The organism is Geminicoccus sp., assembly GCF_035556675.1.
In the GTDB taxonomy this organism is placed as follows: domain Bacteria; phylum Pseudomonadota; class Alphaproteobacteria; order Geminicoccales; family Geminicoccaceae; genus Geminicoccus.
In genome coordinates this window covers 1-12,960 of sequence record NZ_DATMFZ010000174.1, presented here as the reverse complement: position 1 = coordinate 12,960, position 12,960 = coordinate 1, and the positions used below count along the sequence as shown (strand labels likewise).

9 protein-coding genes and 2 pseudogenes are annotated in these 12,960 nt (G+C 61.9%); 9 read left to right on the top strand and 2 right to left on the bottom strand.

What is annotated here, in order from left to right; all coding sequences use genetic code 11:
* A pseudogene (locus tag VNS22_RS13175) lies at positions 1-482 on the top strand (integrase core domain-containing protein); the annotation flags it as partial.
* 352 nt (positions 483-834) lie between these two features.
* Here VNS22_RS13175 and VNS22_RS28575 read toward each other — a convergent pair.
* Positions 835-1,053 (bottom strand): transposase, encoded by a 219-nt coding sequence (locus tag VNS22_RS28575; protein WP_414653355.1) that lies wholly within the window; start codon positions 1,051-1,053, stop codon positions 835-837.
* Between the two features lie 1,687 nt (positions 1,054-2,740).
* A complete protein-coding gene (locus VNS22_RS13165; protein ID WP_325733107.1) occupies positions 2,741-2,992 on the bottom strand; it encodes a hypothetical protein in 252 nt (83 codons plus the stop codon).
* Between the two features lie 518 nt (positions 2,993-3,510).
* Here VNS22_RS13165 and VNS22_RS13160 point away from each other — a divergent pair.
* The 8 genes and pseudogenes from VNS22_RS13160 to VNS22_RS13125 form a co-directional block, all read left to right on the top strand.
* A complete protein-coding gene (locus tag VNS22_RS13160) occupies positions 3,511-4,329 on the top strand; it encodes an ABC transporter permease (RefSeq protein WP_325733105.1) in 819 nt (272 codons plus the stop codon).
* Positions 4,319-5,776: an ABC transporter ATP-binding protein gene (locus VNS22_RS13155; protein WP_325733103.1), complete on the top strand. Its 1,458-nt coding sequence runs from the start codon at positions 4,319-4,321 to the stop codon at positions 5,774-5,776. The genes VNS22_RS13160 and VNS22_RS13155 overlap by 11 nt, the downstream gene beginning before the upstream one ends.
* Entirely contained in the window at positions 5,773-7,218 is a 1,446-nt protein-coding gene (locus tag VNS22_RS13150; RefSeq protein WP_325733101.1) for a sulfotransferase family protein, read from the top strand. The genes VNS22_RS13155 and VNS22_RS13150 overlap by 4 nt, the downstream gene beginning before the upstream one ends.
* 247 nt (positions 7,219-7,465) lie before the next feature.
* Positions 7,466-9,112, top strand: coding sequence for a glycosyltransferase family 1 protein (locus VNS22_RS13145; RefSeq protein ID WP_325733099.1), 1,647 nt, complete (start codon positions 7,466-7,468; stop codon positions 9,110-9,112).
* A complete protein-coding gene (locus VNS22_RS13140; protein ID WP_325733098.1) occupies positions 9,109-9,966 on the top strand; it encodes a glycosyltransferase family 2 protein in 858 nt (285 codons plus the stop codon). The genes VNS22_RS13145 and VNS22_RS13140 overlap by 4 nt, the downstream gene beginning before the upstream one ends.
* 26 nt (positions 9,967-9,992) lie before the next feature.
* Entirely contained in the window at positions 9,993-11,162 is a 1,170-nt protein-coding gene (locus VNS22_RS13135) for a glycosyltransferase family 1 protein (protein WP_325733096.1), read from the top strand.
* Between the two features lie 2 nt (positions 11,163-11,164).
* A complete protein-coding gene (locus VNS22_RS13130) occupies positions 11,165-12,292 on the top strand; it encodes a class I SAM-dependent methyltransferase (protein ID WP_325733094.1) in 1,128 nt (375 codons plus the stop codon).
* A gap of 28 nt (positions 12,293-12,320) precedes the next feature.
* Positions 12,321-12,870 (top strand): annotated as a pseudogene (locus VNS22_RS13125) (transposase); the annotation flags it as partial.
* Positions 12,871-12,960 lie beyond the last annotated feature (90 nt).

Genomic DNA, 12,960 nt, shown 5'->3' with positions numbered 1-12,960 from the left:
GACGGCCGTCCCGGTGGGATTGGATCGATCGCCTCCTGCGATCGATGGTCGGCCACCACGGCCGGCATTTCGGGAGAGATGGTTCAGGATCTCATGGTCGCCTGCGTCGAGCAGCGCTTTGGCAGCCTGAAGGCATCTCATCCGGTGGAGTGGCTGTCCGATAACGGCAGCGCCTACATCGCCAAGGACACCCGCAACACGGCCACCGCCCTCGGGCTGCGCTTGTGCTTCACGCCCATCCGCTCGCCCCAGAGCCCTGTCAGCTTTGCTGACATCACTCCGTGGGATCAGCCAAGGTCGATGGCATTGCCGAGGCCTTCGTGAAGACCTTTCGGCGCGACTACCTGCGGCTCTCGATCCTGCCGGATGCCGGCACCGTCCTCCGTCTGCTGCCGGCTTGGATGGACGACTACAACAATGTCCACCCGCACTCGGCGCTGCGCTTCCAATCACCCGCCGAGTTCCGCAAACTCAGTGCTTAACCCAGCCCAGGCTCTGTCCGGTGAAACCGGGTGCACTCCACTGTCCACCGGCACGATCGTGAAGGTCGGCTGCATGAACGCAGGCGAGCAGGATGAGCCCAACCGGATCAACCAGCACATGGCGCTTGCGGCCTTGGGCACGTTCGGCGCCATCGTAGCCCCGTTCTTGGGCCGCCGACGCCGGTGCACTTGACCGTTTGGCCATCGATCACCGCCCCGGTTGGATCGGCCCTCCGTCCCTCGGCCAGGCGCACGCGCCGACGAAGCTCCTCATGCACGAGGATCAGCGTACCGTTGAGCCGCCAACGCCGGAACTGCGAGAACACCGTCTGCCCTGTCAGCCGTGCTGACATCACTCCGCGGGATCGATGCTCCGCATCGATGGCGGGAACTCCCGCGGCGGCATCCACCAGGCACAGCCCGAGCGCACCAGGTAGCAGAGGGCACCCACCATCAGGCGCCGTGACCACGGTGGCCGGCCGCGGCCCGATGATAGCGGCAGCAATGGTTCGAGCACCGCCCATTCGTCGTCGCTCGGCTTCGACGGGTACGGACGACGAGCATCGGACATCGCAGCCTCTGACGATCCGAAGATCGTCGAAGACCACTGCCAAGTCCCTCAATTGCAACAACCATTTCAACGACAGTTTCTAGAACGAGCTCGGTTCTGGTTGTGGTCAGGCCGCCGATCTCTCGATGTCCCTTGCCCCGTAGGCCGCATCGGGCGTTCGACCGGCCAGAGCCGTTCGATGAACCCGTCGCCGAGCCAGCGTCCTCGTCCGTCCATGGCCACCTGGAGGCCGGCTTCCTTCAGCACGCTGGTGAACCTGGACGAGGTGAACTGCCTGCCATCCATGAGCAGCAGCCCATGGATCCGACGTCCGCAGGACCGGCGGTCGGCAGACCGCCGAGGGGGCGGCAGCGAAGATCTCCGGTCGGCCATGGCGAGCCGGGGCCTCCTTTAGGGCTTTCAGGCAGCACTCCCCGTCCATCGGGTCGAGCCCGCCAAGCCGGCACCTTGCGGCCAGCCCAGTCCATGACTGCGACCAGGTGGAGAAGGTCCCTGCGCCATCGGGAGGTGGGCCGGGCCGGCACAGCAAGCCTGGTTCGGCCGGTCCCGCAGCAGGCAGGGCCGGTGCTCCGGGTGCGGTACCGACGTTCTCGGCCGCTGGCAGATCGGCGCCTGGCCCCAGCTTCGCCATCAGCCACCGGATGCGCTGGCCGCCGACGGCATGGCCTCGGCCCCGGAAGGATCGCGCCGTCTGCCGCGATCCCTACCGAGGCGTCGCCCGGAACGGCACCTCGATCGGGCGCATCCGTTCCGGGTTCGGCCGGCTCTCGCGACTGGCCGGCGGTTGAACGGCCGATCGATCCCGATGCCTCTGGCACACGAGCGACAGCCGCGGATGTTCCGGCTCGATCATCCGGCGTCCACGGTCCAGGCTCATCGACCGGACGCGGTCGCCAAAGTAACCCGCTCCACCCAAAGCCGCCCGATCGGCGCATGCAGCTTCTCCCTCTCGGGCTTCGGTGGTCTTCGCGTGCGCTCCTGGGGCCGTCGCCTTGCCGGCGAATCCCGACGCCGGGCCCTCCATCGCCTGCCGCTCCCAATCGCTCGCCATGGTCAGGGGGCGGCCGGGCCCGGCCGCCAGCTGCGCTGTCGTCAGCTCCCCACGCATCGCCTCCAAGCCCACCTTCGCCGCGAACTCGGTCGAGGATCGGCCTCGTTTCCCCGTCCTCCGCGCCGGCCCTCATGCAGAGCGAAGCAGGCTCATCCACCGGGCCGAAATTCTGGGGTCACCTCAGGCTTTTCGCCCGGCTCGTTCGCGCGCCACTAGCAGCGCCACGTCGTGGCTGGTGCGGAGCCGCAGGAGACGCACGAAGCAGCGGAACCACCAGCACCCGGTCTGCCCCGGGCCGCACCGGATCGGCAGCATCCGCCAGCCACCGCCACTGCGTGCCGGGTAGCGGAGTGCATGCCGCACCCAGCACAGGTCGGTCTTCGGCTTGCGCCCGCGCAACGGCCGGCAGCACCGGCGCGATCCGCTGCCACGCCTCCTGGGGCGGATCCATCGGGTGATGTGTAGGGTCTGTGGTCATCGTTGCATGCGCGCGAAGGTGACATCCCAGCGGTAGTCCTGGGTGCGGATGCGCTCCTTGGCGGGATCGTAGGTGTCCCAAACGTCCTCGCTGGGCGGGATCTTGGCGATCAGCTCGCAGCCACGGTCGATGGGCGCGCGACCACCGCTCTGCGGCTCTCATGTGGACGGTCCGCCATGCGGCGAGGCGGTGGGCGAGATGGTGCCGGCGAGGTCGATGATCGGCCAGAACTCCTTGAACACGGTCTGCTGGGCACGTTCGCCCCCCAATCGGGTCGGGGGCAGGCTCTTGCCGTTCCGGTGCGGCGAGCGGGGCCGGATCGGCCGGAACTCGCGGCGCCAGTCACGCAGACGGTCCTGGACCTCGCAAGCGAAGACCTCCTGGCCGCAGTCGGTCCGAATGCGCTGCATGGCGAACGGCATTGCCTCGTCCCCCTGTCCCAGAAAGTCGAGGGCGCTCTTGGCATTTCTGCGCGGACAAGTCCGCAGCGCCTGAAAGCATGAGCAGTCGTCGATCGCAAGGTACCGATGCAGTCCTGGGCCGATCTTGCAGACGTCCATTCGGATGGAATCGCCCGGTACGGGTCGCATCTATGCTGTTCCCCCTGGGACTGACCAAGCCGTGGATGGGGAGGATACGCGCATCCTCCCCATCCACGGCCACCCCCTCAACGCTTGAGCGATGGTGAGAAGGTCAGGCCGCCAAGGCCGATGGGCAGCGCAAGCGAAAGCCTCTCGCCGATCCTCACACGTCAGCCACCCATAGCCATTCTCAAACGGGCCATTGGCCATGTACAACATGTTGGAGGAGTCAGTCGAATGGACAGAGCGGGCTGCAAATGTTTCCAGAAAAGCATTGATCGCGACTACAGTATTCCTTGCGCGATCGTCTGGATATGCCGATCAGGCTGCTCTGGGAGGCTCGTTTTATGCAGATCTATAGCTCCTCCCCGGTCGAGCTGGTGGCGAGCCTATGGCGCAACCGCCACCTTGCCATGGTCCTGGCCAGACGGGAGGTGGAAGGACGCTATCGCGGCTCCATCATGGGAATCCTCTGGTCTCTTTTTCAGCCCATGCTGATGCTGGCGGTCTACACCTTCGTTTTCAGTGTGGTCTTCAATGCTCGCTGGGGAAGCAGCGGCACATCGAGAGCCGAGTTCGCATTGACACTATTTGCAGGATTAATAATATTCAACATTTTTGCCGACTGCCTGAATCGCTCCGCCAATCTCATCATAGTAAATGCGAATTTAGTTAAAAAAATGATGTTTCCAATAGAAATTCTCCCTTGTGTAATTATGGCTTCAACATTGTTTCATGCCGCAGTGAATCTTATTGTATGGATGGCATTTTATGTTTTTATTATAGGATTTCCGCACTTGGAAATTTTAATTTTTCCGGCAGTTATAGCTCCATGTGTTATGTTTACCATGGGATTATCATGGATGATTTCTGCTCTGGGTGTATTCCTTCGGGATGTTGCTCAGGTTGTAGGGGTGCTCATTACGGCGCTGATGTTTCTCTCTCCAATCTTTTATCCAGTATCATCGCTGCCTGCCTCCTACCGGCCACTGATGCTGATCAACCCACTCACACCCGCTGTGGAACAGGTACGCGACGTGCTCATGTGGGGAAAAGCGCCACCCTGGGGCCTATTTGTGGTCTATCTACTCGCAGGCATGGTGGTGGCTTGCCTGGGCTTCGCATGGTTCCAGAAGACCCGCAAAGGATTTGCTGATGTCCTCTGAAGTCGCCATCAAGGTCAGCAACTTGGGGAAATGCTATCACATTTACGACAAGCCGCATGATCGGCTGCTGCAGATGCTCAGGCGTGGGCGCAAGCAGTACTATCGCGAGTTCTGGGCGCTGAGGAACGTTTCGTTCGAGATGAAAAAAGCCGAGACCGCCGGCATTGTCGGTCGGAACGGCAGCGGCAAGTCGACCCTGCTGCAACTCATTTGTGGTTTGCTCAATCCAACCGAAGGCAGCGTCACTACGAGCGGGCGCATCGCCGCCCTTCTCGAACTGGGTTCGGGGTTCAATCCCGATTTCACCGGCCGGGAGAACGTCTTTCTGAATGCTGCGGTCCTGGGTCTCAGTGAAGCAGAGATCAAGGCGCGGTTCGACCGAATCGCTGCCTTCGCCGATATCGGGGATTTTCTCGATCAGCCGGTAAAGAGTTATTCCAGTGGCATGAGCGCCAGGCTGGGCTTTGCCGTCGCGATCAATGTCGATCCCGACATTCTCGTGGTGGATGAAGCGCTCGCGGTCGGTGACGAGGCCTTTCAGCGCAAGTGCTTCGCCCGGATCAGTGCCCTTCGTGCCGGAGGAACCACCATTCTCTTCGTCAGCCATTCGGGCGCGACGGTCGTGGAATTATGCGATCGGGCGATCCTGATCGACCACGGCGAATCCATCCTGATCGGCGACCCCAAGCTCGTGATCGCGAAATACCAGCGCCTAGCCTACGCGCCGCCTGCCCGACAGGAGCAAGTCCGCCAAGCCATCCTCGCCATGCGCGAGGACGAAGATGGGACCGCTAGGCCGTTCGACCGTGAAGACGATGCAGAAGACGACGATGTCGGGCAGGCCGGCGACAATGATGCGCCCGAACAGACGCCCCGCGAACATGAGGTGAGTGCTTATTATGACAAGAACCTGGTGCCGACCAGTACGGTATCCTACACGCCCAATGGCGCCGTGATCGACAACATCAGGATCCTGGACGAGACGGATGCCGAGGTCAATATCATCACGTCCGGGAAAACCTACCGCTATTGCTACGAGGTTCGTTTCACGCAGGGGGTGTGCGCCGTTTACTTCGGGATGGTGCTGAAGACCATCAGCGGATTCGAGATCGGCGGCATGGGCTCGCACGAGGCCTCGGATGCCGAACCGTACATAGCAGGTGGTTCGGTGGTGCGCGTGACCTTCTGGTTTCGCAACATGCTGCGCCCAGGGATCTATTTCGCGAATGCCGGGGCCTACTCCTACGCGATGGAGAACCAGCAGGTCCTGCACCGGATCATCGATGCGCACATGTTTCGGGTCGTTGCGGCTCCGTCCATGCGCTGGAACCTGAGCGGCGTGGTCGACATCTCCAGCCCGCCGCGATGTCGTCTCGATATCTTGGCCGACGCCATGTCGGTGCCGTCGGATCATGACGAGATGCAGGGCGGGCGGGTCACGACGTGATCGGAGCAGACGGCCAGTCGCTGGCATTCTTGCTGGGTGTTCCCCGCTCGGGCACGACCCTCCTGTCCCATCTGCTGGACAGTCATCCAGACATCGCTTCGCCCCCTGAACCTTGGCTGATGTTCGCGGTGGAGGCGATCGGCAAGACCCATCCGCTTCATCCGGCCAGAAGCCAGCTGATCGGGCAGGGCTATCTGGAATTTACCCAGAACCTGGATTTACGGCGCGCGAAAGCCTCATACGCAACGGCACTTTACAACGAGCATCTCCAGAATAACAATAGCCGGATATTCGTCGACAAGACGCCGAGATACTATCAGATCATCGATGAAATTGCCCTGATCTTTCCCAGATGCAAGTTCGTCTACCTGAAGCGGCATCCCTTCGCCGTTGCGGGGTCCTTGAAATCCACCTGGGACTTCGACCTGGCCGCGGCCATGGCTGCCTCGGACAACGAGCTGTTGTTCGACCTGGTGCTGGGCTACCGCAGGTTGGAGCGCTTCGCTGCCGACAACCCGTCCCGGGTGCACGCATGCACTTATGATGAGCTCGTCGCCGATTCGGAGCAGGTCCTGCGGTCGGTGCTGGCCATCCTCGGTGCCGATCCGGATGTGGCTTCGCCGTCGTTCATCTCCGAGAAGCTCGAGCGTCGCCGGGGCCGCCTGGGCGACCAGAAGATCCTGGAGACACGCTCCATCCACCAGAACAGCCTCTGGGCCTGGCGTGATGTCCTCACCCGTGAGGAGAAGCAGGTCGTCCACGACATCTTTTCGGAGGAAGGAATCGTGGCGCTGGGCTTTGGCGATCTCATTCCTGCTCTTCGTGCGGAAGGGATCGTCGATCATGGACCGGCCCGAGCGCAGGAGATCGCAGCCGAGGTCGAGGAGAGCTACCGTGCGTGGCTGGACCTTATCGACGTAACGACGCGCGAACACCCGGAAGCACCGAAGCTGGCCGCAGCGCTGCGCAAGGCGGCACGGCAACCCGACGACGCGATCAAGCTGCTCGGGGTGGAGGAAGATCCCCTGGCGCTGATCGAGAGGCAGGCGACGGCGCTGGGACGCCTGGAGAACGAACGGGCACGTCACCTGGAACGAATTTCCGAGCTCAGCCAGATGCTTGCAGGACTGGAGCGGGAGCGACCGGCATGGCAGAGCCTGGAACAGACGGTTCGCACGCTACTGGAGGAGACAGGCGGCGAACGAGCAGCACGGCAAAACCTCGAGCAGATGATCCGTGCACTGCTGGAGGAGACAGGCAACGAACGAGCGGCACGACGCAACCTCGAGCAGATGATCCGCGCACTGCTGGAGGAGACGGGCAGCGAACAAGCGGCACGACAGAATATCGAGCAGGTACTTGCTCATGTTCTGGGTATTTTAAACAATAATCAGAAGAAATTGTCTTCCGGACTGCATAAATTTCTTGGTATATGGAAATAAGGTTACCCTCAATTATAGAACGCCTGGTGGCGACATAGCTTATTCAAGAAACAGTCATTACCACATGACGATGTACATCAAATCAATTTAAAGTTAATAGGATATTTTCCTGAGGCTTGAGACAACAGCAGAAAGAACCCAAATGTCTTGCGAGTTGCAGTTCTGTTTTTGCTAGAACTCCGCTCCAGAGGTTGGCAGAATTCATTTCAACATTAATAACTCTGGATGATTTTGTGAGAGGGTCGAAATGCGTAGCCTGAAGACGGTTGCGGTAGATTTGACCCCAATCCTGCCCGGGGCACAGAATGGCGGCGCAAAAATATTCGCGATCGAATTGGTTAGAGAGCTGGCGAAGCTGGCGCCGGACACACGCTTCATCCTGATGACGCAGCGGGCAGCGCATGACGAACTCTCTCATCTCGATGCACCCAACGTTCATCGTGTCCTGGTGCCGGGTATCGGAGCGATCGAGCGCGAGCGAGGTGTGGGTAGGCTATTGTATAGCTTACGCGCTGCGATATTCCGACGTGTCCCCAGAAAGCTGGCGATCGTCATGTCGCACGTCGCGGCGCACCTGATCAAAAGAACCTTCGTCCGGCCACCAGTTGCAGATACCAAGGCAGACTTGTTGTTCTGCCCGTTTACGGCACCGGTGTTCTATGAGCCAGGTGTACCGACCGTAACGACGATCCATGACATCCAGCACATGGTATATCCCCAGTTCTTTTCTGCCGAGGATTCAGCCAACAGGGACTTGGCGATCCGGAACTCCTTTCGTTTCTCGAGCGCGATCGCGGCCATTTCCAATCATGTGCGCGAGGCCGTGCTTGCGCATGGCCTCGCTGACCCGAACCGCGTTCGGACGATCCATCACCGGATGGCGCGCCGGCTCGAGAACAAGTGGTCGAGCTCGGATCGAGACAAGGTCTTTAGGATGCTCGACCTCACACCCGACCAGTATCTGGTTTACCCAGCCAACTTCTGGCGGCACAAGAATCACGAAATGCTGCTGACGGCCTTCGCCATGGCTCGCCATCGTGGGCTGCCGGATCATGTCCGCCTGGTCTGCACGGGAGCGCCAGATCCCCGGCGGGATCATGTGATGGACCTCGCGGAACGAATGCAGCTGGGCGGGAAGGTCATCTTTCCCGGGCATCTCGCGGATGTCGAGTTCGCTGCGCTCGTCAGCGCTGCCCGCGGCCTGATCTTTCCTTCGCTCTTCGAAGGCTTTGGCCTGCCGGTGGTCGAGGCGATGGCCCTCGGCGTGCCAGTTGCCTGCAGCAATGTCACTTCGCTGCCAGAGGTCGCGTGCGGTGCGGCGATGTTGTTCGATCCGCGTGTCCCGGTTGAGGTCGCCGGAGCAATCATGCGTCTGGTCACGGATGAGGCCGCGCGGGAAGCCTGGAAAACGGCTGGCAAGCAGCGGGCGGAACAGTTCGCCGACTCAGGGGCGATGGCGCGCGAGTACTGGGCCCTGTTCGGCTTTGCGCTGGACACGTTCGGCGGACGTCGTCGTCTTTCGGGTGTTCATCCTGATGGCTGGGCCGGCGCCGAGATCCTGCTCGAGCTTGCGCATGACGATGATGCGGGAGCCGTCGAGATCGACGTCCTCGCCCCGGAGTGGCTTCCCCACGCCGCAGTCCTGGTCTGGGCCGTCTTCTCCGACGGCACGACGATCAAGACACAGCCTCTTCAACGGAGCGAACGCCGCACGCTCCGGTTCGACCTGCCTGGCGCCGGTGGAGTCGCGAGGATCCGGGTAACTCCCTCCTTTGTCCCGGCACGGCACGGATCCAGCCCTGATCACAGGGAGATTTCGATCATCGTCGAGCGCTGCGAGTTCATCCGCTCCGACAGTGACCGCCTGCGGCTGTTCCCGGAGGTTCACGGGTGACGGTCAGCATCGTTACGCCGTCCTACAATCAAGCCCGCTTCATCGAGCGGACCCTGGAGAGCGTGATCGAGCAGGATGTCCCCGGACTGGAACATGTCGTGTTCGACGGAGCCAGCACCGACGGCACGGTCGACATCCTCAGACGCTATGATCATCGGCTGTTCTGGGTGAGCGAGAAGGATCGTGGCCAGACCCACGCCGTGAACAAGGGGCTGCACACGACCAAAGGATCCATCATCGGCTGGCTGAACTCGGATGACATCTACTATCCCGGTGCCGTCAGGAAGGTGCTCCGCGTCCTGGACGAGAACCCGGACATCGATGTCGTGTACGGCTTGGCCGACCATATCGATGTGCAGGACCGGGCCTTCGAGCCCTATCCGACCGAGCCCTGGGATTTCGACCGCCTGCGGGACACCTGCTTCCTCTGCCAACCCGCCGTGTTCTTCCGTCGCCGGGTCGTCCAACGCTGCGGCATGCTCGACGAGCGCCTGACCTACTGCATGGACTACGAGTACTGGCTTCGCATCGCGGCGATGGGAGCGAGGTTCTGCTACCTGGAGGAGAAGCTGTCCGGCTCGCGGCTGTACGCCGAGAACAAGACCCTTGGATCCCGCGTGAAGGTTCATGCGGAAATCAACGATATGCAGCGGCGGCTTCTCGGCAGGGTGCAGGATGCCTGGCTGTACAACTATGCCCACGCCGTCGTCGAGGCGCGGGTCGACCGGTCGAAGCACCCGAGACGCTTCGTCTGGGAAGTCGGAGTGCGGTCATTGCTGGCGGCGATGTGGTGGAACCATGGAATATCCAACGACATGCGGCAGGTGACGAAGAACTGGCTCTTCAAGCGCTGAGAAACAGGTAAGATCCAAGGCAAGCGATGCATATCGGGTTCGATGTCAGCCAGACCGGCGCGGGGAAAGCCGGGTGTGGCTATTTCGCGGATGCCATGGCCCGCGCGCTGGTGGATGTCGCGCCCGAGCATAGCTACGCGTTCTATCCCAGTTTCGGCGATTTCTACCTCGACGCGAAAATTCCTGCGCGGAACCCTTATCCCGGCCACGCCGTGCATTATGGCCCGCGCTTCCTCACGCGCGAGAGTGCCGCCGCCTTCTGGAACGCGGCGCGGCTCGAACAGGCGCTGCATCATCCGGACATCATTCACGCGAACAATTTCTGGTGCCCCACCCAGATCCGGCAGAGCCGCGTGGTCTACACGCTGCACGATCTGGGGTTCACCATCCAGCCCGACTGGACCACGGAAGCCAATCGCGTCGGATGCTTCGACGGCATCGTCCGCGCCGCAGCCTATGCCGATTGGATCATCGCGGTGTCCCACGCATCCAGGCGCCATTTCCTGGAGGTGTTCCCCTTCTTCCCCGAAGACCGTGTCGCCGTGGTTCATCCCTGCTCGCGGTTCCACGAGCCGCTCCGCAACGGCATAGCGCCTGGGCCCATGGCGCACGTCGAGCCCGGGACATTCTGGCTGTCCATCGGAACCATCGAGCCGCGCAAGAACCAGCTCCGGCTGGCCGAAGCCTATGCAGCCTACCTCTGGGCGGGCGGCCCCGCCATGCCGCTGGTGTTCGCCGGGGGAGAAGGCTGGCTCATGAACGACTTCAATCATCGGCTCGCAGAGCTGGGCATCGCATCGAATGTGATCTGCACAGGATATGTTTCAGACGAGAATCTGATCTGGCTCTACCGCAACTGTTACGCCAATCTCTATCCATCCCTCTTCGAGGGCTTCGGGCTGCCAATTCTCGAGGGGATGCAGTTCGGCGCGCCCACGATCTCGTCGAACAGCAGCTCGCTGCCGGAAGTAGGCGGCGACGCCGCTCTCCTGCTCGATCCGGAGGCGACCGAGGTATGGACGGCGGCCATGTTGATGCTGGCGCACGACCGCACGAAGCGCGAACGGATGTCCGCCGATGCCATCGCGCGCAGTGCACTGTTCGATGGGGCGTCCAGTGCCAGAAAACTGGAGACGATCTATCAGGCGGCACTGGCGCAGCCCAAGCGCCAGATCCAGTCTCGTACAAGGGGATAGAATTGAGCAAGCGGCCATGGATCAACCTCCTCCGGCGATCGTTCTCCAGATCGACCGATCTTCTGCCGAGGCGTGGCAGGCCGGCTTCCGCAACGAGCGGGACGATCCCGGCCCAGCCGACGGGCGAGCCGGCCTTCAGTCCCGAGAAGGTGGTCACCAGTCTCTACGAGGTCGCCCTGCGGCGCCCCCCCGATCGAAAGGGGCTGGAGGATCACGCCCTGTCGCTGAGGAATGGTGCTTCTCTCGATGACGTCATGAGTAGCTTCCTGCACTCGAAGGAATTCGCGGCGAAAGTCTACGACTATGTCGACCGCTTTCCGCTGGACGCGAGCGGCCCGCTACGCATCGACCTCGACGACACCGAAGGCCTACATGCCAGCCTTTGGCGGCACGTTGCGGAGGTATGGTCCGAGTACGGGGTGAGCGACCCGTACTGGTCGGTCCTGACGGACGAGCGCTGGCGGGCACGCAACATGATTCGTGCCGATGTCCTGGAGGAATTCTACAAGAGCGGTGCTAGCGGGCTCCGGCGACTCGAGACCTGGTTCGCAAGGAACAGGCTCGAGATCGATCCCGAAACGGTGTGCGCCGAGTACGGCTGTGGCGTGGGACGCTGCACCCTGTGGCTCGCGCGCCGCTTCCGTCGGGTCGTGGCATTCGACATCTCGCAGCATCACATCGACGCAGCCCACAAGGCACTCAAGGAACGGGGCATCACTAATGTGGACTTCGTCCTCGTGCGGGGGTCCGACGATCTGAGGCATCTTCAAGGGATCGACCTGTTCTTCTCGATCATCGTGCTCCAGCACAACCCGCCGCCGATCATCGTCGACATCCTCAAGGCTGCGTTCGAAGGACTGAGACCCAGCGGGATCCTGTACTTCCAGGTGCCGACCTATGGCGCGGGCTACTCCTTCATCGAGCAGGAGTACCGCGACGTGCAGCGGAGAAAGACCATGGAGATGCACTGCGTGCCGCAACGCGTGATCTTCGATCTCGCTGCCCGCCACGGCCTGCGCCTCATCGAGGTCCAGCCCGACAACATGACCGGCGCGCCACAGATCTGGGTCTCCAATACCTTCCTGATTCACAAGCCAGCTGAAGCTGGTGCCGGCCTTGCCGTTGCCTGACCAGCGAAGGTTTTCCGCCGGCTCAGCGTCGACCAAGATGGCGCGCATGCAGGGCCGTGCGCCACGAGGCGAGCGTCTACGCTCCGCCATTCCCCATGGGCACTGGAAGACGACCACCTTCGTCGCAGGCATGCGCTCGAGCGGCATGGTGGCACCCATGGTGCTGGACGGCCCGATCAACGGTGCGGCCTTCCAGGCCTATGTCGAGCAGATGCTGCTGCCAGAGCTGCGGCCGGGTGACACGGTCATCCCTTCGCGGTCTGATGACCGCGCTCCATTCAGGAATCGGATGAAAGGCCTGCTGGCCTTTCATGGACAATCTCGGCAGCCACAAGGGCCCGGCCGTCCGCGCGGCCATTGAAGGAGCCGGAGCCACTCTGCTCTACCTCCCACCCTATAGCCCTGACTTCAACCCAATCGAAAACGCGTTTGCGCAGCTCAAGGCACGGCTGCGCAAGGCCGCCCAACGCAGCGTCGAAGGCTTATGGAGAGCCATCGGCACGGCTGTGAGCGCCTTCACACCGCAAGAATGTGCCAACTATTTCGCCGCTGCCGGCTATGTCTACGATGCAGTCTGATCGGAAACCGCTCTAGCGCACTGATAGTAGAAGCTGCCGCTCGGCTAAATCGTTCCGTCATATCGGCCGGCAGCCAGAAGGCGGGGCGGG